Source organism: Methylomonas sp. MgM2, assembly GCF_054172045.1.
This window is the reverse complement of record NZ_JBSYXO010000008.1, coordinates 139523-163785: the sequence shown is the minus strand read 5'-3', so window position 1 is coordinate 163785 and position 24263 is coordinate 139523. Positions and strand designations below refer to the sequence as shown.

Annotated in this window: 23 protein-coding genes; 14 read left to right on the top strand and 9 right to left on the bottom strand. The window is 57.7% G+C overall.

Annotation, left to right across the window (positions count from 1 at the left end; translation table 11 throughout):
* The coding region (locus tag ACW73I_RS08845) for a hypothetical protein (protein ID WP_458028901.1) at positions 1-192 on the top strand (192 nt) is incomplete at its 5' end.
* Here ACW73I_RS08845 and ACW73I_RS08840 read toward each other — a convergent pair.
* The 7 genes from ACW73I_RS08840 to ACW73I_RS08810 all read right to left on the bottom strand — a co-directional run bounded on the left by ACW73I_RS08840 (position 183) and on the right by ACW73I_RS08810 (position 5670).
* Positions 183-311 carry a hypothetical protein gene (locus ACW73I_RS08840; protein ID WP_458028900.1) on the bottom strand — a complete coding sequence of 43 codons (129 nt, stop codon included), beginning with the start codon at positions 309-311 and terminating at the stop codon, positions 183-185. The two genes, ACW73I_RS08845 and ACW73I_RS08840, sit on opposite strands and share 10 nt — an antisense overlap.
* Before the next feature lie 10 nt (positions 312-321).
* Positions 322-882 (bottom strand): cytochrome P460 family protein, encoded by a 561-nt coding sequence (locus ACW73I_RS08835; RefSeq protein ID WP_458028899.1) that lies wholly within the window; start codon positions 880-882, stop codon positions 322-324.
* A gap of 14 nt (positions 883-896) precedes the next feature.
* On the bottom strand, positions 897-2978 hold the full coding sequence (locus ACW73I_RS08830) for an amylo-alpha-1,6-glucosidase (protein ID WP_458028898.1): 2082 nt from the start codon (positions 2976-2978) through the stop codon (positions 897-899).
* Positions 2979-3230: 252 nt separating this feature from the next.
* Positions 3231-3716, bottom strand: coding sequence for a DoxX family protein (locus ACW73I_RS08825; RefSeq protein WP_458028897.1), 486 nt, complete (start codon positions 3714-3716; stop codon positions 3231-3233).
* Between the two features lie 3 nt (positions 3717-3719).
* Positions 3720-4529, bottom strand: a complete 810-nt coding sequence (locus ACW73I_RS08820; protein ID WP_458028895.1) for an HvfC/BufC N-terminal domain-containing protein — start codon at positions 4527-4529, stop codon at positions 3720-3722.
* Positions 4513-5385 (bottom strand): MNIO family bufferin maturase, encoded by an 873-nt coding sequence (bufB, locus tag ACW73I_RS08815; protein ID WP_458028894.1) that lies wholly within the window; start codon positions 5383-5385, stop codon positions 4513-4515. Before bufB ends, ACW73I_RS08820 begins: the two co-directional genes overlap by 17 nt.
* Before the next feature lie 9 nt (positions 5386-5394).
* Positions 5395-5670, bottom strand: coding sequence for a BufA1 family periplasmic bufferin-type metallophore (locus tag ACW73I_RS08810; RefSeq protein ID WP_458028892.1), 276 nt, complete (start codon positions 5668-5670; stop codon positions 5395-5397).
* Between the two features lie 297 nt (positions 5671-5967).
* Between ACW73I_RS08810 and ACW73I_RS08805 the strand changes: the two genes are divergently transcribed.
* Entirely contained in the window at positions 5968-7860 is a 1893-nt protein-coding gene (locus ACW73I_RS08805) for a sigma-54 interaction domain-containing protein (protein WP_458028891.1), read from the top strand.
* A gap of 103 nt (positions 7861-7963) precedes the next feature.
* Here ACW73I_RS08805 and ACW73I_RS08800 read toward each other — a convergent pair whose 3' ends face one another.
* A complete protein-coding gene (locus tag ACW73I_RS08800; protein WP_458028890.1) occupies positions 7964-8368 on the bottom strand; it encodes a hypothetical protein in 405 nt (134 codons plus the stop codon).
* A 130-nt stretch (positions 8369-8498) separates the two neighbouring features.
* Positions 8499-8642, bottom strand: a complete 144-nt coding sequence (locus ACW73I_RS08795) for a hypothetical protein (protein WP_458028889.1) — start codon at positions 8640-8642, stop codon at positions 8499-8501.
* A gap of 162 nt (positions 8643-8804) precedes the next feature.
* Between ACW73I_RS08795 and ACW73I_RS08790 the strand changes: the two genes are divergently transcribed.
* Genes ACW73I_RS08790 through ACW73I_RS08735 form a run of 12 tightly spaced genes read left to right on the top strand, consistent with a single transcriptional unit; the run spans position 8805 to position 24259 of the window.
* Positions 8805-9431: a DUF4255 domain-containing protein gene (locus ACW73I_RS08790; protein ID WP_458028888.1), complete on the top strand. Its 627-nt coding sequence runs from the start codon at positions 8805-8807 to the stop codon at positions 9429-9431.
* Positions 9428-10438, top strand: a complete 1011-nt coding sequence (locus ACW73I_RS08785; protein ID WP_458028886.1) for a hypothetical protein — start codon at positions 9428-9430, stop codon at positions 10436-10438. Before ACW73I_RS08790 ends, ACW73I_RS08785 begins: the two co-directional genes overlap by 4 nt.
* Positions 10439-10464: 26 nt before the next feature.
* Positions 10465-12432, top strand: coding sequence for a phage tail sheath C-terminal domain-containing protein (locus ACW73I_RS08780; RefSeq protein WP_458028884.1), 1968 nt, complete (start codon positions 10465-10467; stop codon positions 12430-12432).
* 51 nt (positions 12433-12483) lie between these two features.
* On the top strand, positions 12484-12921 hold the full coding sequence (locus ACW73I_RS08775) for a phage tail protein (RefSeq protein ID WP_458028882.1): 438 nt from the start codon (positions 12484-12486) through the stop codon (positions 12919-12921).
* Positions 12922-12933: 12 nt separating this feature from the next.
* Positions 12934-13389: a phage tail protein gene (locus ACW73I_RS08770; RefSeq protein WP_458028880.1), complete on the top strand. Its 456-nt coding sequence runs from the start codon at positions 12934-12936 to the stop codon at positions 13387-13389.
* Between the two features lie 33 nt (positions 13390-13422).
* Positions 13423-13605, top strand: coding sequence for a DUF5908 family protein (locus tag ACW73I_RS08765; RefSeq protein WP_458028879.1), 183 nt, complete (start codon positions 13423-13425; stop codon positions 13603-13605).
* Positions 13605-14306, top strand: coding sequence for a CIS tube protein (locus tag ACW73I_RS08760; RefSeq protein ID WP_458028878.1), 702 nt, complete (start codon positions 13605-13607; stop codon positions 14304-14306). Before ACW73I_RS08765 ends, ACW73I_RS08760 begins: the two co-directional genes overlap by 1 nt.
* Positions 14303-16069, top strand: a complete 1767-nt coding sequence (gene vgrG / locus ACW73I_RS08755) for a type VI secretion system tip protein VgrG (protein WP_458028877.1) — start codon at positions 14303-14305, stop codon at positions 16067-16069. The genes ACW73I_RS08760 and vgrG overlap by 4 nt, the downstream gene beginning before the upstream one ends.
* 13 nt (positions 16070-16082) lie before the next feature.
* Entirely contained in the window at positions 16083-16352 is a 270-nt protein-coding gene (locus tag ACW73I_RS08750; protein WP_458028875.1) for a PAAR domain-containing protein, read from the top strand.
* 1 nt (position 16353) lies between these two features.
* A complete protein-coding gene (locus ACW73I_RS08745; RefSeq protein WP_458028873.1) occupies positions 16354-16797 on the top strand; it encodes a GPW/gp25 family protein in 444 nt (147 codons plus the stop codon).
* Between the two features lie 2 nt (positions 16798-16799).
* Entirely contained in the window at positions 16800-20510 is a 3711-nt protein-coding gene (locus ACW73I_RS08740; protein ID WP_458028872.1) for a baseplate J/gp47 family protein, read from the top strand.
* On the top strand, positions 20507-24259 hold the full coding sequence (locus ACW73I_RS08735) for a hypothetical protein (RefSeq protein WP_458028870.1): 3753 nt from the start codon (positions 20507-20509) through the stop codon (positions 24257-24259). Before ACW73I_RS08740 ends, ACW73I_RS08735 begins: the two co-directional genes overlap by 4 nt.
* Positions 24260-24263: the final 4 nt, after the last annotated feature.

Below are 24263 nucleotides of genomic sequence, written 5' to 3'. Positions count from 1 at the left end.
AAACCGCCCGGCGCTACGGCTTCCTGGGACTACTCAACCTTCACTCGCTGGCGCTTCGTTTCCAAGGTTTCGCAGCGTGGGATACGCGAACATTTGAATAGCTTCGGAATCAATTTAGCGGAATTGCCAATCCAAAAACGACGCGACCGGTTGGAAATAATCCCTGTGGGAGCGCCCTTCAGTTACATTTGAGCCGGGCCGAGGCGAATACGGCAACCTGCCGGCCAATCGTTCCAGCCAATTTTTCGCCGGTTTTCGGCGCCCGGACGTTGATTTTCCAGGCGCTGCCGTTCCGCGTTATGGTTTGGCATGGCCGCCCCCTCATTTTGGACCTAGGCTGGGATAACCCGACACGAACACCCAGTCACTCGCTCTGGCCGGTTCGTGACAAGCCTGGCAACTATCCCGAAAGCCGGTGGACACGTTTTTTTTCGTATCCGCCGCATTAAACAAGGCCCAGCCCCAGCCTTCGGCCCAGTGGCGGTTGCCGGCAAAACGGTTTTTGTCGTCCTTGACCATGACGAACCAAACCTTGGGATCGGCCGCCCAGGTCGCGGGGCCTGTGGTCATTTCGGCCGAAGACAGGCCGCGAATTTCCTTCACCAATACCGTTCCGTCCGGAAAACGCCCGCTACGCTTGAAGGCTTCGACCGCCTGCGCTTGCGTGTAAACATCGTGAAAGCCGTAGCCCGGAGCGTCAACCTTCGCCACCACCCACGAGCCTAGGTGCGTCCAGTGCTGCCTGAAACCGGCCGGTAAGCTAATTTCGCCCTTCTTGTCGACATAGTTGGCATAGGTATGATCGGCCAAATCGACGGCTCTCGCTTCGATGCCGTGAGCCAGGGTCAACAATAACAGTGTTTGGATCAATTTCTTGTTCATGATTCCGTCCTCCGTCAGTTTTTAAACGTAGTCAAGCCGGACGCCGTACCCTCCGGCTTGGAATGCTCCCGCTGCAAGCGCCACCAGGCTTCCAGCACGCAAGCGACCGACCAGGCCTGAGCCGGCGCGCCGCGCGGGGTATGAGGCGGGTCGGCGTCGAAGATCTCGCTAATCGTGCCGAGCCCGGCATCCAACAGATGTTCGCGTATCGGTTCCAGCCGGCTGAGAGCCCGGCCAAGGTCGCGGTGGCAGCGGTATTCGGCCAACGCGTAATGACCCAACAGCCATGCCCATACCGTACCTTGGTGGTAAGCGCCGTCGCGCGCTCGCACATCGCCCCGGTAAGCGGGCGCATATTCGGGATGAGTGGCCGCCAGCGAACGCAGACCGTAGGAAGTCAGCAGCATTTGTCCGCACTTCCCTACCACGGCTAGCCTGCCTTCGGCCGATAGCGGACTGAACGGCAGGCTGACGGCAAGCAACTGGTTTGGCCGTAGCGCGGCGTCGTTGCCGTTGGGGCCGTCCACCACGTCGAACAATGCGCCTTCGACCGGCGCGGAATCTGAAGATATGAGGAAACGTTGAAAACCCTCGCGGGTGACGAAGGTCTGCTGCCGGTACTGTTCGGCCGGCCGCGCCAAGCGCTCGGCAAAGCCGGCCATGGTTTCCAGCGCGTTGTACCACAGCGCGTTAATCTCCACCGGCTTACCGATGCGCGGCGTCACCACCCAGTCGCCGACCTTGGCATCCATCCAGGTCAACTGCACGCCGGGTTCGCCGGCCTTCAGCAAGCCGTCCCGCGGGTCCATTCCGATGCCGTGCCGGGTGCCGTTTCGGTGACAGCGGACGATGTCTTCCAAAATCGGAAAATGCCGGCGCAATTCAGTCCAGTCGCCGCTCGCTTCGACATAGGCGCGCCAAGCCTCGATATACCATAGCGCAGCGTCGGCGCTGTTGTATTCCGGCCGCCGGCCCGCTCCCGGAAACAGATTGGGCAGCATGCCGCGATCGACATAGCGGGCAAACGTCAGCAAAATCCGCCGAGCGCTGTCGTAGCGCCCGGTCGCCAATGTCAGGCCCGGTAAGGCGATCATGCTGTCGCGCCCCCAGTCGCCGAACCAGGGGAAGCCGGCGATCACCGATTCGCCGTGATCTTGACCCTCGTCGGCACGGACGAACAGGAAACTATCGGCCGCTAACAGCAATTGCCGTATCCAGTCCGGCGCGGCACTCATTCCGCAGGCCGGAGCGCAGGCGCGAGCCAAAACCTGTTCGTCTTTAGCCCGAAACCGCAGAAACGCTGATTCGATGTTCGGCGACGCGTCGCCATGCAAACTGGCGCATAATCCGTTCCATACGCCGTTAAGCAGCGTCAGCCTGCATTCGCCCACGCACAAATGATGGTCATGGTTATCCAGGCCGCGTTCGGCCTCGATCGGCAGCTCGAAGTTGTTATACCAGTCGCGCGCAGCGGAAAAACTGCCGCCGCAGGCCTTGAAACTCAAACGATAAGACGGCATGCCGGCATCGGACGCGTGGCGGACGCTCAGGCCGTCGATGCCGCTCGGCTCTACGATAGGATTGAAATTTTCTCGCCGGGTATTGCCGTGGTGGTCGCGGGCATTGACCAGCAGTTTGACGCGCAATTGGAGCGGGCCTGTTTCCCGGCTCGGAAAGTCCGGTTTGTAGGCCAGATAAACCGTGTTGGATCCTGGCTCCAGCCAGATCCGCATTTCCAGTTTCAAATTACCGAAGGCGTATTGCCAGACCGGCATGCGCCCGTCCAGCCAAAAGGCTTCGATATGCCGATACCCTTGCGGCTCGACGATTTGATCCGGCCAGCGGTTGCTGCACAAAGGCCAGACGCTACCATCCGCTTCCAGCCAGGCGTCCGCCTTGGTGAACACCAACACCCGCCCCAGCGGCGGCTGCAGCGGCGCGATCAGCAAGCCGTGATAGCGCCGGGTCAAGGTACCGGCGATTGTGCCGGCGGCGTAGCCTCCCAGGCCGTTGCTTAACCACCACTCGCGGCGCTCGGCCTGAGCCAAATCGCCGCATAGCGCCCGCCCGAAGCGGATGAATTGAGGTCTAGACATAAACTTACACCTCCCGGATTAGCTGACCGGCGGCGCACTGGGTTTTGCGAAAACTTAGCGCCATGGCCCGGTGCTTCCTTACCGCTGGACACGCGAGCCTCGTCATAATTCAAAACAAGCATGCCGTTTGCGCCGCTACCAGCGACAACTCAGTTTTCCCGTCCTCGGTTTGCAGAAAAAACCGTAAGCGCGTTCACAGAAAAATCGGCCCGGCCGGCGCGGGACCGCAACTCAGCAAACCGGCGGCGCTTCTTAGCCACCATAATTAAAAAATCGCCGTTTAATCCAGGCGTCGGCCGAATAACGCCCCGGCCCGTGCAACAGACAAACCAGCAACATCAGGCCCCATACCTGATGCTGCTCGATGCCGGCGGGACCCAGGTCCGGGTAGGAAATCAGCGCGACGATGTTGAATAAAAACAGTACCGCCGCGGCCGCGCGCCCAAAAAACCCCAGAGCTAGAAACACCGGCCCCAACAGTTCTACGCCGGTACCGAGCACGGCGGCCAGATCGGGCGGCAGCAACAGCACTTTGTACTCGTATTCGAACAAATACAAGGTACTGTCCCAAGTGCGGATTTTGGTCAGCCCGGACACCCAAAACGCGTAAGCCACCCAACAGCGCAGCGCCAGGTCACCCAAGGGAGCCAGCGTATCCAGAAAATGTTCCAGCTTGAAAAAATACGCCTTCGCCCTTTTGTCGGGCCCGGAAAAACCGTAAATGTTATGAACGTTCATTTTTTACGACTCCTTCGTTAGGGATGCGCTTGGCTGCCGCATTTGCGCGTCGATAAAAAAACCGGTCAGCAAGCCCGCCGCCAACCAGCGCAGTAACGCCGATTGCAGGTCGAAATCCGACTGATACGCTAACGCCTGCGCGGTAGCCGCGACCAGGGTTTGCCTCCGAGCCAAGGCTTCGAGAAACCGGTAATCGGCGCCGTCCAACGGCCACATCCGGATTTGCCGGTCTGGCCTGAACACCAACAGCCGGCAGCCGCCTTCATCCAGCCGGATCGTATCGTGGTCGCCAGGCTTTTGGTTGGCCTGCCAAATACGGGCGATCGGGAAGTCGGAAGCAAGCAAGCGGGCCGACGGATGCAATTCGAACCCCAGGCTGTCATAGGCCGCACTGTCCAGGCGCGCCAGCGCGGCCGGGTCCAGACTTTTGCCGTCGGCTGCGTGATAGGCCTCGTGCCAGGCCCATTCCAATCGTGCGACGTCGGGCAGATAAGGCAGCGCGCCCAAGCCGGGATAGGACGCCAAGAATTCGGGCAAATCGCCGCCGTATGCCGATAAAACCGGCGACCGCGGCGGCTTGGCCCGGATAAAATCGCGTGCCAGCGCGCGAAAGAAAGCGTCGCCGACCAGTTTGTCCAGCACCGGATAGACATTCCGCAAGGCTTCGGCCAATCCGGCTTCGGTGTTATTGCGGTAAATCGCCAGGCGTTGTTCCGGCTCGACTCCGTTGCGGCGAATGCCGCAGGAGACGGCCGCTTGGCCGGAAAGCAGCGAACGGCAAAATTCGCGCTGAATGTCATGCAGCCTGTGCATAAGCCCTCTCTAGAACAGCGTCGGCTTGCCCGGCCTCGGCCAACAAATTGTCCAAACACGGTAGGTCGGCGTCCCATTCGATCAGCGTCGGCCGGGGCCCGAAGCGTTGCAAAGCCGTCCTGTACAATTCCCAGACCTCGGCGCAGACCGGTGCGTTATGGGTGTCGATCAGGATTTCCTTGCCGCCCGCGCGGTTGACGGAATGGCCGGCCAGATGGATTTCACCGACCGATTCCGGCGCGATTTCGCCCAAATAGGCATCGGCATCCCAGCCGTGGTTGACGCAAGAAACATAAACGTTGTTGATATCCAACAAAACGCCGCAGCCGGTTCGCCGCGCCAGTTCCGCCATAAACGCGCTTTCCGAGTAGGTAGAAAAGGTGTATTCCAGATAGGTCGACGGATTCTCCAGCAGGATGCGTCTGCCCAAAAATGTCTGCGTATCGATGATGCGCGTAACCAGGTGATTCAGAGTCTGCTCGGTGTACGGCAGCGGCAACAGATCGTTCAAATAGGTGCCGCCGAAGGAACTCCAACACAAATGCTCGGACACCAGGCCGGGCTGAATGCGGTCGATCAAACCTTTCAACCGGCTCAAATGCTGCCGGTTCAAATCGTCGACCGAACCCAACGACAGGCCGACTCCGTGCAGGCTGATCGGGTAGTCGGCCCGAATGCGTTCCAATTGGCGTAACGGAGCGCCGCCCGAGCCCAAATAATTTTCGCTGTGCACCTCGAACCATCCCGCGCCGGGCCGCCGCTCCAGCACTTCCGGAATATGCGGAGAGCGTAGCCCGATTCCGGCTAACGCCGGAATCGATGCCGCTACATTCAACGCTTGCTTGATAAGCGTCATGGCCGTCACTTAGTTGCCGACAGGCGCTACGGTGCTGCCGCCGACGATACGATCGCAAGTGCCTTTAGGCAATGCGATGAACGCATCCGCTTGACCGTCGGTCATGGAATGGCCGGCGCAGGCGTTGGATTGGGTCTTGCAATCGTTCATGCCGGCCCTGGCGACTCCGTAACATTTCTCCATTTCCGGCTTGTCGTCGGCAAAAGCGTTAGTTTGCATACCCAAGGCGCCCAAGGCGATGACGGATGCCAAAGCGGATGTGACGACAGTGTTTAGGTTTTTCATATGAGTTCTCCAAATTGGAATTGATAGATAAGGTTGTCGGCAGTCATCAATGCCCGGAGGGATCGAAGCACGACAAACGGGACATGGCAATCGCCGTGCCAACCGCCTTAAAATACGAATACTCATTTATTTTCATATTGTTAAGAACCTATCGCCCTAAGGAACCGCTGTTATAGGAGCTGTGTGCGCCCACGAAAAATGGTGGCGGCCGCTAATATTGGTGGCGGCATAGTGCGGATTGGCTTTATGCCGGGGAGCGGATAAGATACCGTCCGGGTTTTGCAAGCGAGAACACGTATGCCGCAACTACCGCCCGGCGATATAGGCGCCTATTCAACGGTCGACGAATCGGAATTGGCCGTGCTCCGCAGCATCGTCGCCGGCACAGCCCAAGCCATCGGGGAGGATTTCTTTCGCTCCTTGGTGCAAAATCTGGCTTTTGCCACCGGCGTATCCAATGCCTTCATCGCCGAATTCGCCGGCGACGAAACCCGGGTGCGCACGCTGGCCTATTGGATGAAAGGGCGATTCATCGAAAACCGGGAATGGGAACTGGCGGATACCCCCTGCGAAGAGGTATTGAAAGGCAGGCTGTGCCATTTTCCATCGGGCGTCTGGCGCCGCTTTCCGAAGGAAGCCGGCATCGAAAGCTATCTGGGGGTGCCGCTGACCGACGCCGCCGGTTCGACCCTGGGCCACCTTGCGGTATTCGACGAACACGTCATGCCGGAAGAGCCTCGCTTGTTGTTTACATTCCGGATTTTCGCCGCCAGAGCCGCGGCGGAACTGAGCCGCATGCGCGCCGAACGGCGTTTGCATGAGAGCGAAGAGCGCTTCCGCGACTTGTTCGACGAAGCTCCGATCGCCTATGTGCATGAAGACATCGAATCCCGCTTCATCCGGGCCAATAGGACCGCGATGCGCATACTTGGGATCACGCCGGAGCAAGTACCGGGCATGGTGGGCATTTCGCTGGTGCCGGATACGCCGGAAGCGCAGCGCCGAGTGAGGGAAGCCTTCGAATCGGTCGGCAAAGGCACCGACACCTCCGGCGTCGTGCTGGAATTGCGCCGCAAGGACAACGGCAAGCCGATCTGGATACAGTGGTGGTCCAGGCCCGACCCGAGCGGCCACTATACCCGCACCATGTTCATCGACATTACCGAACGGGTACTGATGGAACGCGAACAGGCCCGCCTGAAGGCGCAAAATCAGTATTTACAGGAAGAAATCAGATCGGCGCATAATTTCGGCGAGATCGTCGGCGACAGCCCGGCGCTGAACGCGCTATTGAATCAAGTGCAAAAAGTCGCGCAGACCGATGCTTCGGTTTTAATCCAGGGGGAATCCGGAACCGGCAAGGAATTGATTGCCCGCGCCATCCATGGCGCCGGCAAGCGCAAGGATAAGCCTTTGATCAAAGTCAATTGCGCCGCGTTGCCGTCGAGTTTGATCGAAAGCGAGTTGTTCGGGCATGAAAAAGGCGCCTTTACCGGAGCCACGCACAAGCGCATCGGCCGCTTCGAATTGGCGGAAGGCGGCACGCTGTTTCTGGATGAGGTGGGGGAAATTCCGCCGGACATTCAGGTGAAATTGTTGCGGGTCATTCAGGAACGCGAATTCGAACGTATCGGCGGCCAGACCCCGATCAAAATGGACGTGCGCCTGATCACCGCCACCAATCGCAACCTGCTGCAGGAAGTTGCCGACAAAAATTTCAGAGAAGATCTGTTTTACCGGCTGAATGTGTTTCCGCTGACCACGCCGCCGTTACGCGAGCGGTCGGAAGACATTCCATTGCTGGTCCGGTTCTTGATCGAGAAATTCACACCTATACTCGGCAAGAAAATTTCCGGCATCGGTGCCGAGTCGTTGCAAAGGCTGCAACGCTATCATTGGCCCGGCAATATTCGCGAACTGGAAAACATCATCGAACGCGCGGTCATATTGGCCGATGGACCGATACTGGAAATCGGGGCCGACCTGTTGCCGCCAGCCGATCACCGCATAGAGCAAACCCAATCGGACGACGCGAGCCTGGACGCCGTCGCCAAGGAACACATACTGTCCATTCTCGATCAAACCCGCTGGGTCATCGAAGGCCCCGGCGGCGCGGCGCAACGTCTAAACTTAAAACCGAGCACGCTGCGCTACCGCATGCAAAAACTCGGCATCCGGAAAAAAGTCTAAGCGACGCCTTAGCCAGCGACCGTGGAGGGTTTGAGTGCACCATGCATCATTCGCAATCGATTTCGGCGGTCGGGCTCGGCGACTGAACGTCTATGCTTGAGGCTCAAATCAAACCACGGACTTTAGCCGCAAGCCAAGGCGCAAGAGCTGTAACGACCAGCACTAGAGGCCAAATATTTCCGCCGCGAAAACAGTATGCTTCCAACAGCTCGACCCAGGATTTATGTTGTGCGAAGCGTCCGAAGCCGAATTCGAACATCAAAGTCAGCAGCAGCCAAAACAATCCGACCCATAACCATTGACGAGAAACCAGCGGTCCGTACCAAGGCGCGGCGGCGAATGCCGTAAAAAAGATACACATGGAAAGGATGGCGCCGCTGGCGACGAAGCCCGCGAAACTACCTAAGCTTGGAATCAGGACCCTTTCCCTCAGAAGACCATTCAGAATGGCCAGCACCAGAATGGCCGCCCAAAGTACGCCGGCCTTAAGCCAGACTATCGTTGTCATAATCGCTTGTCCACATCGCAGAATTTAAATTGGGCAGCTACCGCAAGGATACCTCTGCCTGACCACCGCCGACATTGCATAAAGATAGTCTTGATCGCGGCAAGACAACCGAAAGCATCGGTCGGCAAACTCATGCGGATAGCCTCCTTAACCGATTTTCGACCGGCGTGGATTTCTTGGCGCCGGCCTCGATAGCCTGGGAAAACACCACATTCCCATCGCTTAAACACAGGTGCAGCTTGACGATGCTGCCGCCCAAGGTCGTTAGCATCATCCCCTATTGACTTGGTGCAATGACGACTGTAGAGTTGTTGCGCCCATCACAAAAACGTGAGGATGATCGAATGCTTATCCCCGTGGAAATGCCGGTTAACAGGCATGTTTTACCCCGACGTAAGCGCAATGCGCGGTTGGATGTAGTCCAAAGGGTGGGACTATGATTTCTCATGCGCTTACGATTACCGTAAACGAAATCAACCGCCATTTCGTCAATGCCTATGGCACTGCCGACAACACGGTACGGCTGGGCAACTTAGCCGAAGGCTTAGGATCCGGCGGCGTACCTAGGGAAATGCTTATTCTTTCTGTGGTCAATATACAGGAAGAAAAAGCTCTAAAAAACATGCCGGCCTACACCCGCAACGACGTCACCTTAACCGCCGTGTATGAAAACCCGCCGGTTTTCCTGAACTTCCAGCTTCTCGTCACCGCCACCCACGCCGATTACGGCAATGCGCTATTGGTGCTGTCTAGGGCGATACGGTTTTTTCAATTCAATCACGTCTTAACCCAAGACAACGTAGATCCGCTATCTTTAAGCACTAACGCGCCGGCCAATATACTGGATCAGCTGGCTTCGTTCCGGCTGGTTTTCGAGCTGTATTCCGCAACGATGGAGGAAGTCAACCATTTATGGGGCACCTTGGGCGGCAAACAATATCCCTTCGTCCTCTATATGCTGCGGGCGCTGGATTTGAAATTCAAATCGACGCAAGGCGAAAGCGGCCTTATCACCGAGATCGTCCGCGATTTTCGCCATAAAGACCTGGCGGCCGTCCCATGAGCGAAAAATCCCGTAGCGCATATCAAGCCTTATTCGACGTCCGCCTGTTGCACCATTACTGGCTGGACGACGGCGCGACCTTGTTCGACCGAATTACCGATGAAACCCAAAAAAATCAACGTTTACTGGCTTACGACCGGCGTCGCTTCTTGTCCGTCGTACCCACCGGACCCACCGTCGAGAAGCTGCAAGGTCTTGATTGCGTTTATCAGGACACCGCGTTGGGTTTCATCGTTGCCATGCCCGACGACAGAACCATCGCCGCCGACACCGTGTTCGAATTTGCCGTTTCGGTCGCCAATAATCAATTTAGCAACTACACCGCATTTACGTTACCGGCTCAAGAAATCGTCGAGTTGTATCACGAGCCCGAACTGCGCTATTACCGATACAAAAGCAAGGTGTTTTTATTGAGCAATTCAACGGGCGCTTCGCGCGGGAGCGGTGCCGGCAAAACCCTGTATTTGTCGGGCAACTACTCGGTGCCCGGCGCCGAAGATAGAATCGAATCTTTGGTATTAACGGGCGGCGCCTTGTCGCAACTCACCAGCGACCCGCCTAATCCGGATTTAAATCAATTGGATGCCGATGCCGACGCGATGCCGGTTTTCGTACATCAAGACGATGTGCCGGCCATCACGCCGCCAGCCGGATTATCCGGCGCTCCTGAACGCGGCATTCTGTTGTCGGACGGCATGCCCAACGACCTATTCGCACTGATACGGCTAAACGCGATCACCGAGGGCGACCCTGATTTCAGCTTCATCGACAGCGATGGCGGCGCAAAACTGAATTATCCGGTTTTCCACATCCGTTTCAAAAACCGATCGACCATACGGCAATACCTTAACCAACGCACCGGCAGCATCACTTTTACCGAACCGGCCGTGTTGCCAATGACTTATTTCGGCAATGCGGGCAACCGGAAAAAACCTTCGATCGACCGGGTAAAGGCGGAAAAAAGCGGCGCGAAAATCGTCCGACTCGTCTCGGAAATCTTTGTCTAACCTCTGTTAACTAAACGGTGAAAAACATGGCAACAGTTTATAAAACCCCCGGTGTCTACATAGAAGAAATTCCCAAGTTTCCCCCGTCCATTGCCGCGGTCGAGACCGCGATTCCGGCATTTATCGGCTACACCCAAAAAGCCGACAGCATCAAGCCGGGCGATTTGATCAACATCCCCACCAAGATCGGTTCGATTGCCGAATACGAAGCCTACTTCGGCGGCGGCGCAACGCCGTCCATCAGCAAAGTGACATTGGACGACGCCAACAACTTCGCCGCCGCCGACATGGCCAATATCTTTTTCATGTACGACAGCCTGCGCCTGTTTTACGCCAACGGCGGCGGCGATTGCTATATCGTCTCCACCAGCGTCTACGATAGCGCCGGCAAAACGGCCGCCGATTTCACCGGCAAAGGTACCGGCAAAGGTATCGACGCGCTGGAAAAAGTCGACGAACCGACCATCCTGGTGTTCCCGGACAACTCTTTGTTGACTACCGGCAAGGATTTTTACGACGTCTACGATGCCGCATTGGGTCAATGCAGCAGCCTAATGGACAGGGTAGGTCTGTTCCACGTCAAGGAAGCCGATACCAAAGGCACCGAGTTCCGATCCAACTCCGGCATCAACGACCTCAAATACGGGATGGCCTATTCGCCTTGGCTACAGATCAATTTCCCGAAAAACGTCACCTACCGCGGTTTTAAGGATGTCATCTTCAAAGGCGCAACCAAATTCGGTTTGGCCAGCCTGACCGACGACGCCGCGATTCAAACGCTGATTACCGACTACGAGGCGGTCATCGCCGATGTCGACACCATCGCCGCCGCTTCGACGGCATTGGCCGCACCCGCTAAAACCTTAAGGGATCAGTTCACTGCGCTGGAAGGCACTTATCTCGATTCAAAAACGGCGGCCAATTTTATGCCTTTAGTCGATTTTCTGTTCGAAGCTGCCAGAAAAACCGATGTCCTGGTCGGCGCCGGCGCCGGTTCGGTCGGCAACGCCGAAATCAAAACGGCATTGAGTAGCCTGATTAATTCGACGCTTAAAGCCGTCTACACAACCTTGATCGGTTACGACAAGGAATTGGCCGCAAAACTGACGCCGGGGGCTGCCTACTCGGTGCAATTCAGCACCGGCGTTCCCCCAAGCGCCGCCGATTGGGGCGACATCTTCGGCGCCGCCGCGCCGGCCGAATCGAACGTCATCCCCGGCAGCGCGAGCAATAACCCCGCCCGTATGGACAGCGTGCTGCCGTTGCTGCGTACGCTGTTCGATCAAATCAACAATGCTTGGCTGGCCGGCGTCGTCGCCATGGCCCAAGCCTTGGAAACCAAAAAACACGACGGTTTACTGGCGGCATTCCCGCTGTATAAGACCTTGGTCGCCGGCATTCAAAGCACCAGCACCACCGTCCCGCCGTCCGGCGCAATCGCCGGCGTTTATGCCTACGTCGACCGCACCCGCGGCGTCTGGAAAGCCCCGGCCAACGTCAGCATTACCGGCATCGTCGGCCCGGCGGCCACATTCACCTCATCCGAACTAGAGGCCCTCAACGTCGACGTCAACAGCGGCAAGTCCATCAATGCGATCCGCAGTTTTACCGGCAAAGGCACACTGGTATTCGGAGCCAGGACACTGGCAGGCAACGACAACGAATGGCGTTACATCAGCGTCCGCCGCTTCTTTAATTTTGTGGAGGAGTCGGTCAAGAAGGCCACCGAACAATTCGTGTTCGAACCCAACGATGCCAATACCTGGGTAAAAGTGCAGGCGATGATCGAGAATTTCCTGACCGTGCTTTGGCGGCAAGGCGCATTGCAAGGCATCAAGCCGGAGCACGCGTTTTACGTCGCCGTGGGTTTGGGCAAAACGATGACGCCGTTGGACATCCTCGAAGGCCGCATGATTATCGAAATCGGCATGGCGGCCGTACGCCCGGCCGAGTTCATCATCCTCCGATTCTCGCACAAAATGGCGGAATCCTAACGGTACACCGGACGCCGACGACCACATATCCATTACATCGGAGTACACATCATGGCACAAGAATATCCAATTCCGCGTTTCCATTTTCAAGTCGACTGGGGCGGCGCCAAAATCAGTTTCACCGAAGTCACCGGCCTGGTGATGGAACGGGAGAAAATCGAATACCGGCACAGCGACAGCAAAGACTTCAACAAAATCGCCATGCCGGGCATGGTCAAGAACAACAACATCACCCTCAAGCGCGGCAAGTTCGAGGGCGATTTCGACTTCAACACCTGGTTGGAAGACGTCGCCAACGACCGCGTCAACGGCCGGCGCGACTTGATCATCCGGCTGCTCAACGAAAAACACGAACCGGTGGCCGCTTGGTCGGCGACACGCTGCTTTCCGGTCAAGGTGACGGCTCCGGATCTGAAATCGGACGCCAACGAAACCGCGATCGAATCGCTGGAAGTCGCGCACGAGGGCTTGAAATTAATGAAGGTGTAAGCGGATCGGACCATGGCTGAGGCAAAACCGATCGACTACTACCCGCCGCTGGGCTTCTACTACAAAGTGGAGTTCATCGATGTCAGCCAGGATGCCAACGACGTGCGTTTCCAGTCGGCGTCCGGCCTGTCGGTCGAATACGAATACGAGAGCTTCAAGGAAGGCGGGGAAAACCGGTTCGAACATAAACTGCCGGTACGCACCAAATATGCCGATTTGGTGTTGAAACGCGGCATGTTGACCGATTCCGCCGTGGTGACCTGGTTTCTCGACGCTTTCAACAATCGCGCGTTCAAGCCTAGCAACATCAACATCATTCTGATGAACGAAAAGAGCGAACCGTTGCGCACGTGGAAAATTGCCCAGGCCATCCCGAAAAAATGGCTGGTCAGCGACCTGAACGCCAACGAAAGCGCCGTCGTCATCGAAACGTTGGAATTGACGTACCGTTATTTCACTATCCAGTGACGGACGAATTAAGCCATTAAACCGGACATAACCATGCCCATCGAGATCAAAGAATTGCATATCCGCGTCACCGTCAACGCCGCACCGGAACAGGCCACGGCGAAAAAAACCGCCGGGGCGGCGCAAGAAGGTGAAGACAACGGCGGCAAAGACGCCATCGTGGCCGAATGCATCGAACAGGTATTGCAAATCTTGCAGAACAAACGGGAGCGCTAATGGCAGGCAAACTGGAAAAAATGCTGATTCTGGCCTTCGAATCCGCCACCGACGCCGAAAACGGCGGCCAAGCGGAAGCCAAGGACAAGTTCGAAGCGTTGATCAACCCTGAAACCTATACGCTGGAATACAAAGTCAAAACGGCGGACGGCCAGGGCCAAGGCACCAGCAACGCGCAGGCCAAGTTCGAGTACACGATGCCGGAAGAGTTGACGTTTGAATTTTTGTTCGACAACACCGGCATTATCGACGGACAACCGAACGAAGACGGCGTGTTCGACGATGTCGATCATTTCCGCCAAATGTTGACCGGCTACCAAGGCTCGTCGCATGAGCCCTATCATTTGAAATTGGTCTGGGGCAACTTGATTTTCAAAGGCCGCGCCGTCGAACTCGGCATTACCTACAAACTGTTCAGCCCCAACGGCCAACCTATCCGCGCCGTCGCCAAAGTCAAGTTTAAAGGCAGCATCGAAGAGAAAAAACGCGCCCTGGAGGAGGATAAAAGCTCACCCGACCTCACCCATGTCCGCCAAGTGAAGGCCGGCGACACCCTGCCCTTACTTTGTTACCGGATTTACGGCGACCCTCGGCATTACTTGCAGATCGCCAAACTCAACGCGCTGGGCAATTTCCGTGTGCTGCGGCCCGGCACCAAGTTGGTGTTCCCGCCGTTGGCCCAAACCTCCTCCGCGCCGTGACTAACGAATCGACTATCCCGACCCCGGCGACACCGGACGTTTGCACGGCGGCGATCCTGATCGAAGGCGCACAAATTCCGGGCGAATTCCATTTGCTGTCGGTCGACGTCACCCGCGAACTGAACCGGATTCCGAGCGCGATGCTGTGCTTCAAAGACGGCGAAGCCAGCAAAGCGACATTCAGCGCCAGCAACGCCGAATATTTCATCCCCGGTAAAAAGATCGAAATCCAATTGGGCTACCGCTCGCAAAACGATTCGGTCTTCAAAGGCATCATCGTCAAGCACAGCATTAAACTGCGCAAGAACGGCGCCCAGCTGATCGTCGAATGCCGCGACGAGGCGGTAAAAATGACCAGCGGCAGCAACAGCCGGTATTTCGCCGACCAAAAAGACAGCGACATCATGGAAGCGCTGATCGGTCCTCATGGCCTGCAAACCGATATCGCCGCCACTCAACCGGCATTAAAGGAAGTCGTGCAATACGATGCCAGCGATTGGGATTTTCTGTTGTGCCGGGCCGAGGCCAACGGCATGGTCGTTAAAGTCGAGGACGGCAAAATCATCGTCGCCCCGCCGGCCGTTTCCGGACCATCGGTTCTGACCGTCAAATACGGCGCGACCTTGTTGGAATTGGACGCGGAAATCGACGCGCGCTGGCAAAGCAAAGGCCAGAAAGCGGAAAGCTGGGATCCGGGCGGCCAGGCGCTGGTCAGCGCGGACGCCACCGAACCGGCCACCACCGGCAACGGCAATCTGAGTCCCGACGCTTTGGCCGATGTGATCGGCGGCGATCCTCACCGTTTAAGGCACAGCGGCAAATTGGGCGAACCGGAACTCAAAGCCTGGGCCGACGGCCGCCTGTTGAAAGAGCGGCTGGCCAAAGTGCGCGGCCGCGCCAAGTTTCAAGGCTTCGCCGGCGTCATGCCGGATCAGGTCATCGAGGTCGGCGGCATCGGCGAGCGCTTCGAAGGCAAGCTGTATGTATCCGGCGTCCGCCAAAGTTTCGCTAAAGGCAACTGGGAAACCGACGTGCAGCTCGGCTTGAGCACGGATCTGTTCGCCGAAACCTACAACTTGCGCCCGCTGCCCGCCGCCGGGCTGATACCCGCCGTCAGCGGCCTGCAAATCGGAGTCGTTACGGTGCTGGAAAACGATCCCGACGGCGAAGACCGCATCAAAGTCAGACTGCCCTTGATCAGCGACTCGGACGAAGGGCTTTGGGCCCGTTTGGTGACGCTGGATGCCGGCTCGAATCGCGGCACTTATTTCCGACCGGAAATCGGCGACGAAGTGGTGGTCGGCTTCCTGAACGACGACCCGCGCCATCCCTTGGTGCTGGGCATGTGCCACAGCAGCGCGAAACCGGCGCCGGAGCCGCCGAATGACAACAACCACCGCAAAGGTTACGTCAGCCGGGAAGCATTAAAGTTAACCTTCGACGACGAAAACAAAGTCATCACCCTGGAAACGCCCGGCGGAAACAAAGTGGTACTGTCGGAACAAGACAAAGGCATCAGCCTGGAAGACCAAAACGGCAACAAAATCAAAATGGACGACAGCGGCATCAGCATAGAAAGCAGCAAAGACTTGACCCTGAAAGCCGCCAAAGACATCGCAATGGAAGGCACGAACACCGAAATCAAGGCGCAGGCCGGGTTTAAGGCAACCGGTAACGGCAGCGCCGAAGTTTCCGGCGCGAGAGCCACATTGCAAGGCAGCGCGAATACCACCATTAAAGGCGGCATCGTTCAAATCAACTAAACCGGAGGCTAGTATGCTACCCGCAGCGCGCGTAACCGACCTGATCGCCAGCCCGGCAACCCTGGGAGTTCCCACTCCTATTTTGCCGCCGGGCGCGCCGACCGTACTCATCGGCGGATTGCCCGCTGCCCGCATGGGCGATACTTGCGGTGCCGACGTCATTGCCAAAGGCTCGGCTAGCGTGCTGATCGGCGGCGCACCGGCCGCCCGCATCGCCGACTTGACCGCCGGCGGCGGCGCCGTGTTGCCGCCGGGCGCGCTAACCGTGCTGATCGGAGGCTGATATGGACAGCGCTTTCTTAGGCCGCGGCTGGTCGTTCCCGCCTTCTTTCGATGCCGGCACGGGCCGCATGGCCATGCTGGAGCAGGAAGCCGATATCGCTTCCAGCCTGGAAGTGTTGCTGTCGACTCGGCAAGGCGAGCGGGTAATGCTGCCCCAATACGGCTGCAACCTCGACGAATTGCTGTTCGAAGATCTGGATACCCGGATGAAAACGCTGATGGCCGACAAGATAGCATCGGCGATTTTGTACCACGAGCCGCGCATCAAACTGGAAAAAGTGGAACTCGACCAGAGCCGGGAACGGGACGGCGTGGTGCTGATCGAAGTCACTTACCGAGTGAAAACCACCAACTCCCGTTTCAACTTCGTCTACCCGTTCTACAAGGCGGAAGGCACCGACATCAACCTTTCCGCAACGGTCAACCTCTTGCCTGACGGTACTTGATTATGGCGATTTCCATCGACTGCAAGCAAAATACCGATCCGCTCAAGCTGCCGTCGGAAGGTACGCGCCAAGACGACCGGTTTCCGGCGGAACTGGATCCCGCCTACGCGCCGGTGGACGGACGCAGGCTCGAACATGCCTTGGTGTTCGCCGAAGCCTATTCCCGCTACCTCAAATTTTACGGTCTGGACAACCAAGCCGGCGGCGATTGGAGCGCGTTTTTTAGCCGCGACGTGTCGGCGCAACTCGCGGTTGCCGCCGTTCAGGACATCGCCTATTACAAAAGCCGGTTGAAAAGCTGGTTCGATTTCCTCAACGACCGCAACAACGACGACCCCGCCCAAACCGGTGCGTTGAAAATCCGGCTCGGTTGGCTGTTTAGCGCCATCGGCACGCTCGCTCAACAATTGGAGCAACTCAAGCAAGACCTGCCGGACGGCATCGGTCTGAAACAAACCCTGCGCAATCTGATCCGCGGTCAACTGGCGGGAGATTTAACCCGGCTGGCCGCCTACCACTTGGCCTTCCCGGATACGGACGCCGATTTTGCCGACGCGCATCCCGACCTAAACATCCTAGGCAAGCAGGCCGGCGTTTTCGGAAGCGTTTACCACTATCCTTTTTCGGAAGACTGGATCACTTCCAACGCCGCCGATTGGCCGGCGCATGCCGCCGCGATTGTTCCAGACGCCTCGGTTTACGGCAGCGGCGCCGGCCTGTTCGAACGCGTCAATCACATCGCTACCCATAGCCTGTTCACCGGGATATTCGATCAATTCCTAAAAGTGTACGCCCGCAGCGTGACCGAAGCCGGCACCGCGTTGCAGCAAACATTGACCGAGCGCGACGATCACGAACCGCACTACGCCTTGTTGCTGGCATTTCTCAGGCTGTTCGATTACGTCCGCGCCGAGACCAACACCCTCACCGGCCGGCATCTTGATTTTTATTACCGGCAAATTCTCCGGCTCAAGGAAAGACCGGCGCAACCCGGCCACGTCCACCTGTTAGTCGAATTGGCGCGGCAAGCGGAGAGTTTCGAAATAGCGGCCGGCGAACTGTTCAAAGCCGGCAAAGACGCCGGCAAGGTCGATGCGTTCTTCGCCAACGATGCCACTTTGGTCGCCAACCAAAGCCAAGTAGCCGCATTAAAAAATTGGTATCGCCACAAAAACACGCCCAACGATTCCTTGCCTTTTGCCGACGGGCGCTTGTTCGCGGCTGCGGCCGCCGATTCCGACGACGGCTTGGGCGCCAAACTGACTTCGTCCGATCAATCCTGGCAGCCGTTTTTCAACAAGGCTTACCAACTGGGCACTCTGGCTGGTATCGATATGCCCGTCGCCGAGCTCGGCTTTGCCATCGCTTCGCATTATTTGTTCTTGGCCGAAGGCGTTCGCACCGTGGCCTTGAGCCTAACGGTGGACAACGCCGACGTTTTGAGCGGCGACCGTAAAGACGATTTGGTTTGCCTGTTTACCGGCGCCGAAGGCTGGCTTAGCGCAACGACGGTGGAATTCAAAAAATCCGGCGCCGGTATTTTGAGCTTGGTGGTCAAACTCGACGGCTCCGCACCCGCGGTGACGGCGTATTCGGACAAGGTTCACGGCTACCATTTTGCGACAGGCCTGCCCGTCTTGCTGGTTAAACTCGCGCACCGTCCCGATGCCGATTTTATCTACGGCATGCTGGAAAACGTCAAATTGACCCAAATCGGCATGAGCGTCGAGGTCAGCGGCTTGAAGACCTTGGCCTTAAGCAACGATTTCGGCCCGGTCGACGCATCCAAACCGTTCCAGCCGTTCGGTGCGATTCCGGCCGCCAACAGCAGTTTGGTCATCGGTTCCCGGGAAGCGTTTCAAAAACAGCTGACTAACTGTAAAGTCGGCATCGAGCTGCAAAACACGCCGTCGCCCTACCCCGCCGGGACGCAAGTCAAAATGGGCGTCGACTATCTGAAGGAAGGCCAATGGCAAGCCGGCAATTTGCAGTTCGACATCAGCGCCGGCCTGATCGATCTGCCGGGCAATACGATTAAACCGTTCGTCGATGCCGCCGATTTCAGCAATCAGGAACTTTATACCTCCGCATCCCGGCACGGTTACATCCGCTTGAAACTGAATAAAAGTTTCGGCCAGGACCAATACGAACAAGCATTGGTCACCTATATCGCCAACACCATCAATAAGGTCACGCCAAACAACAAGCCAACGCCGCCGGTGGCGCCGTCGTTCGGCAAGCTGACCTTGAGTTATGTGGCCAGCCAAACCCTCGCGTTAACCAGCGCCCAAAAAAGCGATTTCGACCAGCGTGGCGGCCGGTTTTTTCATTTGACGCCGTTCGGCAACGCCGAGCAGCACGGCTACTTAAAAAACATGGCCGCGCTGAAATCCGCTTATTTCGATGCCGGCCTTTATTTGCTGCCGCAATTCAAACATCTCAACCGCGACGATAAAAGCCGGCCGGACAAATTCTCGCTCGCGCACGAAGCGGAAAGCTACATCGGCGTCTCCGGCTTGAAGCCGGCGCAAAATCTCGCGCTGCTGTTCCAGGTCACGGACGGCACCGCCAACCCTTTGTCGAAAAAACCCAAACCTCATCTGCATTGGAGCTATCTGTCCGAAAACGAATGGCTCCCGTTCGACGAATATGCCGTGCAAGACGGCACCGGAGAATGGCTGAATTCCGGCATCATCACGTTGGCGATCCCGGCCGCCGCCACTTCGGATAACACGCTGCTTCCGTCCGGCCAATTTTGGCTCCGGGCTGCCGTCGCCGGACTCAGCGACGCGGTTTGCCGCTTGCGTATGGTCGCGGCGCAAGGACTTAGGGCGACTTTCGAAGACCACGGTAACGATCCGGCCTTTCCGGCCACCCCATTGGCAGCAAACACCATCAGCAAACTCAACGTGCCCAATGCCGCCGTCAAAAGCATCAGCCAGCCGTTCCCCGGCTTCGGCGGCCAGGGTGCGGAACAGCCCGCCGCCTTTTACACGCGCGTCAGCGAACGCTTGCGGCACAAAAACCGCGCGATCGCGTTGTGGGATTACGAACATCTGTTGCTGCAAGCCTTCCCGCAAATCTACCAGACCAAATGCCTAAACCACACCCATTACGAACCGGGCAGCGGCATCTACCGCGAACTGGCGCCCGGCCACGTCACCGTCGTGACGATTCCCAGCCGGCAAGCCGATAATTTGCGCGACCCCTTGCGGCCTTTTACCAGCCTGGGCGTTTTAACGGATGTCAAGGCTTTCTTGCAGCGGCACTTATCCTGTTTCGTCAAACTGCATGTCGAAAACCCGTTGTTCGAAGAGGTCCGCGCCTCGTTCAAAGTCCATTTTTACGACGGTTTCGACAGCAATTATTACCAAAACCAGCTTGGCCAAGCCATAACCCGATTCTTATCGCCCTGGGCGTTTCCGGGAGGCGGATACCCGAGTTTCGGCGGCAAGGTTTATAAATCGATACTCATCGATTTCGTTGAAGAGCAGCCCTATGTCGATTACGTTACCGATTTCAAACTGTCGCACAGCTACGAGACATTAAACGAAAACGGCATCGTCACTGCCGTCACCAACCCGGACCAAACCGAAATCGCCGGTTCCAAGGCCGTGTCGCTGCTGGTTTCCGCCCGCCAGCACGGCATTGAAGTCATAAACCCCACCCAGACAAGCGCGTCCGGGTCCACTTGTCGGTGCGAATCCTCATGAACAAGATACCCGACAGCATAGCCAAGAACCCGGAACTGAAGCCCGCCGAAGATTATTACCGCTTGCGGCGGGAAGGCATCGGCTTCATCGCCCAGATGGCGGGCGCCTTATGGACCGATTACAACACGCACGATCCCGGCATCACCATCCACGAAAGCCTGTGTTATGCGATAACCGATCTGGCCTACCGCAACGGTTGGGACATCGCCGACTTGTTGATGCCGGCCACACCCTCCGCCGACCCCGAACAGCCCTATCCCAACCAAACCTTTTTCACCGCCCGCGACATCCTGACCGTCAACCCCTTGACTCCGGACGATTTCCGCCGGCTGCTAATCGACCTGGAACCCGTGCGCAACGCCTGGGTGTTCTGCCGGGAATGCGCCTGCGACGCCGGCTATTACGCCTGGTGCGACAAAGGCCGATTGAACGTCGGCTATCAACTGCCGACGACTGTCAACCAAACCGCTACCGTTGCTCCGCAAGGCTTATACGACGTGCTGCTGGAACTGGAATCCGATCCCCGGCTCGGCGATTTGAACGACCGCACGATCCAACATCGCTACAGCGTGTTCGACAGCGAAGGCCGTCCCCACGCCACACTGCTGGAATTGCGTTTCCCGGAATGGGGCTTGGTCAACCCGGCACAATGGCAACTGTTTCTGAACGCCGACGACGCTTTCGCACAACAAAACGGGGCTTCGTTCGGCATCAAGGTCGGCATCGGCGCCGCCAAAGGCTACGACGTACTCAGCGACGCCGGCCTGGATGACGATGCCAAGGACCAATACCTGCGCGACCATTGGCGGCAGGTTTGGTACTTGCGTTTCGAACTGGAACTGCAACCGGGCCTGGAAAAGATCGTCATCGAACCGGCCTCGCTGCGGCTGTTCGGCGACATGACGGCGAAAAGCCGGATCAGCGCCGACGCCATGCGCGGGTTATTCGAAGACGCCACGGCCGCCGGGTTTATCCGCCGCTACCGCGAAAAACTGAAGCTCACTCTGGACGGAATTGCAAGCGCCAAAAAAACGCTGCGGCAACGGCGCAACCTGGACGAAGATTATTGCCGCATCCAATTAGTCGGTATCGAAGACGTAAGCGTCTGCGCCGATGTCGAAGTCGCACCGGATGCCGACATCGAAAGAGTGCAAGCGGAAATTTGGCTACGCACCGAACAATACCTGAATCCACCGGTGCCGTTTTATAGCCTGCAAGAATTACTGGCTGAAAATCGGCCGGTCGAGGAGATTTTCGACGGCCCGGAGCTGGACAACGGCTTTTTGAAGGCCGCGGACCTTGACGCGTCGGCACTGAAAAGCGTGCTGCGCGTGTCCGATTTGGTCAACAGCCTGATGGACATCGACGGCATCGTCGCCGTCAACAACCTGTTGCTGAGCAAATACGACCAAGAAGGCCAAATCGTCAAAGGCGCCGCCGATCCGACCTGGACCGGCGACGGCACCCCGGTGTTCGCCGCCGACAAAATCAGCGCGGCCTGGCTGTTGTTCGTTTCCCCGCTGCACCAGCCTCGTCTGCACCGGCATTTGTCCCGCTTCCTGTTTTTCAAGAACGGCCTGCCCTTCCTACCTCGCCCGGACGAAGCCTACGACACGCTGATCCAGCTGCGCGGCGAGCGGGAACGGCCGAAGATTAAAAACAACGCCGATAAGGACTTGCCGATTCCGTCCGGCCGATTTCTCGATCCGGAAGCGTATTTCCCGCTGCAACACGGCTTTCCGCCCGCTTACGGCATCGGCCCGGAGGGTTTGCCGCCGCAAACACCGGCCTTACGCCAAGCGCAGGCGAGGCAGTTGAAAGCTTATTTACTGGTTTACGAACAAATACTTGCCAATGCGCTGGCGCAAATCGCCCACGCGGCCGACCTGTTCTCGCTGAGCGCAGCGCTAACCCGCACTTATTTCGTCAAATTGTTTGACGACACCGTCATCAGCGCCTATTCCGATCTGATCCAAGGTTTAGGCTTAACCGAACTGCAAGCGATGACGGAAACCCGGGCCGAATTTTACGAACGGCGCAACCGTTTTCTCGACCACGTGATGGCACGCTTCGGCGAACAATTCAAGGAATACGCCTTGATGCTGACGCAGTTTCAAGGGCCGGCCAAAGCCCAGGACCGGCTAATCGCGGACAAAATCGCCTTTTTAAGCGCTTACCCCGCCATCAGCCACGACCGCGGCAAAGCATTCGATTACGCGCTGCCGCTAAGCCAAGACAATCAGTCCGGCGTCAAAAAACGCATCAGTTTGCTACTCGGCTTTCCGGACTTACGGTTTGATTGGACGGTAACCGGGCCTGACGGCGGCCCGTATTCAGTCGCGTATGAATTGCACGACCGGCAGCAAACAAGCTGGTTTTCCGGCAGCATAGCCATTACCGCGGCCGATGCCGAATTGGCCGAGCAATCGGCCTACCACCGCCTGTTGACCGCGTTCAGCCGTCCGGCGTCTTATTCCGTCGATGCCTCGGCGGACAAATACCGGCTGACCGCCAAAGAGAGCGACGGCACGCTGCTAGGGCAAAGCGCCTTGCTCGCGAAAAGCGAGGCCGTCGACTTACAAAACGAATTATTAAGATGGGCCGCGAACGAACGCGCCATCGTCGTCGAACATTTGCTGTTGCGTCCCAAATTCCCCGGAGACGCGCTTTATCCGGTTTGCCCGGACGGCGATTGCCGTTTATGCGGCGACGAAGACCCTTATTCGTTTCGCATGACCTGGGTGATGCCGGGCTGGACGGCGCCTTACAACGACAATCTGGAAATGCGCGGCTTCGCCGACCGCACCGTACGGAAAGAAATACCGGCGCATTTGCTGGCGAAAATTTGCTGGGTCGGCAACGACGGCTTTATCGCCAACGACTGCGACCCTATCGTCACCGAGCTCGCCGATTGGCTGCTGCTTCATACCCAACTAACAGACGACACCCGGCCTACGCAAGAACAAGCCTGCGCTTGCGCCATTGCACTGTACCGACGCTTCAGCGCCGCGTTCGGCGTTTGGTATGAAGACAAGACTTTGAAGCAATACACTGCGGACACGCTTAAAACCGAATTGGAAACATTGTTCGCTCCGCTGAACGACGATGGCCTGGACTGCGCCATCGCCTTCGATGCCGCATCCTGGCAAGGCGCAACCGCGCTGCTGATCGAGTATTTCCGGCAAATCGTCGGCGCAGGCTGGCAATTCGAACGTTTCGAAGATATCTGGCGCCTATGGCTGGCGGCGGACGCCAAAATCGACTGGACGGAAGAACGCTTGCCGGAACAGCTCTCCGCCATGCTCGCGGCCCATCTGGCTGAGCCGTCCGCTGCCGATTTATGCGCTTGCAGCGGGGAAATTCTTGCCGCCTACGGCGACAACTTCTTCCGTTGGCTGCAAACCAACGTCCGGCAAGGCCGCGACTTGGACGATCTTGCGCCGTTCCAACCGGCCGAGGTCATCGTGCCGGAAGCCGGCGGCGCCGCGCCGACGTTCTGCGCCGACCTGTTGTTCCAAGCCGGCACCAGCCAGATGCTGCAAACCTTGCTCGATACCCGATATACCCGCTACCTGGAAGTTTCGTACCGATTGTGGCGGGTCGTGATCGGTCTGGCCGAACTTCGCAACACTTATCCCGCGGCAACCCTACATGATTGCGACGACGGCAGCGATGCCAATCCGGTACGGCTAGGCAGTACCGCGCTCGGTTCGCTGCATGCCGCCCGTCAACCGTCCGACACCCTTTGATAAC

What these genes read in the sequence shown, in the direction of transcription:
- ACW73I_RS08840 (WP_458028900.1), bottom strand. Translation starts at nt 311, where the DNA reads ATGCCAAACCATAACGCGGAACGGCAGCGCCTGGAAAATCAACGTCCG.
- ACW73I_RS08835 (WP_458028899.1), bottom strand. Translation starts at nt 882, where the DNA reads ATGAACAAGAAATTGATCCAAACACTGTTATTGTTGACCCTGGCTCAC.
- ACW73I_RS08830 (WP_458028898.1), bottom strand. Translation starts at nt 2,978, where the DNA reads ATGTCTAGACCTCAATTCATCCGCTTCGGGCGGGCGCTATGCGGCGAT.
- ACW73I_RS08825 (WP_458028897.1), bottom strand. Translation starts at nt 3,716, where the DNA reads ATGAACGTTCATAACATTTACGGTTTTTCCGGGCCCGACAAAAGGGCG.
- ACW73I_RS08820 (WP_458028895.1), bottom strand. Translation starts at nt 4,529, where the DNA reads ATGCACAGGCTGCATGACATTCAGCGCGAATTTTGCCGTTCGCTGCTT.
- bufB (WP_458028894.1), bottom strand. Translation starts at nt 5,385, where the DNA reads ATGACGCTTATCAAGCAAGCGTTGAATGTAGCGGCATCGATTCCGGCG.
- ACW73I_RS08810 (WP_458028892.1), bottom strand. Translation starts at nt 5,670, where the DNA reads ATGAAAAACCTAAACACTGTCGTCACATCCGCTTTGGCATCCGTCATC.
- ACW73I_RS08805 (WP_458028891.1), top strand. Translation starts at nt 5,968, where the DNA reads ATGCCGCAACTACCGCCCGGCGATATAGGCGCCTATTCAACGGTCGAC.
- ACW73I_RS08800 (WP_458028890.1), bottom strand. Translation starts at nt 8,368, where the DNA reads ATGACAACGATAGTCTGGCTTAAGGCCGGCGTACTTTGGGCGGCCATT.
- ACW73I_RS08795 (WP_458028889.1), bottom strand. Translation starts at nt 8,642, where the DNA reads ATGATGCTAACGACCTTGGGCGGCAGCATCGTCAAGCTGCACCTGTGT.
- ACW73I_RS08790 (WP_458028888.1), top strand. Translation starts at nt 8,805, where the DNA reads ATGATTTCTCATGCGCTTACGATTACCGTAAACGAAATCAACCGCCAT.
- ACW73I_RS08785 (WP_458028886.1), top strand. Translation starts at nt 9,428, where the DNA reads ATGAGCGAAAAATCCCGTAGCGCATATCAAGCCTTATTCGACGTCCGC.
- ACW73I_RS08780 (WP_458028884.1), top strand. Translation starts at nt 10,465, where the DNA reads ATGGCAACAGTTTATAAAACCCCCGGTGTCTACATAGAAGAAATTCCC.
- ACW73I_RS08775 (WP_458028882.1), top strand. Translation starts at nt 12,484, where the DNA reads ATGGCACAAGAATATCCAATTCCGCGTTTCCATTTTCAAGTCGACTGG.
- ACW73I_RS08770 (WP_458028880.1), top strand. Translation starts at nt 12,934, where the DNA reads ATGGCTGAGGCAAAACCGATCGACTACTACCCGCCGCTGGGCTTCTAC.
- ACW73I_RS08765 (WP_458028879.1), top strand. Translation starts at nt 13,423, where the DNA reads ATGCCCATCGAGATCAAAGAATTGCATATCCGCGTCACCGTCAACGCC.
- ACW73I_RS08760 (WP_458028878.1), top strand. Translation starts at nt 13,605, where the DNA reads ATGGCAGGCAAACTGGAAAAAATGCTGATTCTGGCCTTCGAATCCGCC.
- ACW73I_RS08750 (WP_458028875.1), top strand. Translation starts at nt 16,083, where the DNA reads ATGCTACCCGCAGCGCGCGTAACCGACCTGATCGCCAGCCCGGCAACC.
- ACW73I_RS08745 (WP_458028873.1), top strand. Translation starts at nt 16,354, where the DNA reads ATGGACAGCGCTTTCTTAGGCCGCGGCTGGTCGTTCCCGCCTTCTTTC.
- ACW73I_RS08740 (WP_458028872.1), top strand. Translation starts at nt 16,800, where the DNA reads ATGGCGATTTCCATCGACTGCAAGCAAAATACCGATCCGCTCAAGCTG.
- ACW73I_RS08735 (WP_458028870.1), top strand. Translation starts at nt 20,507, where the DNA reads ATGAACAAGATACCCGACAGCATAGCCAAGAACCCGGAACTGAAGCCC.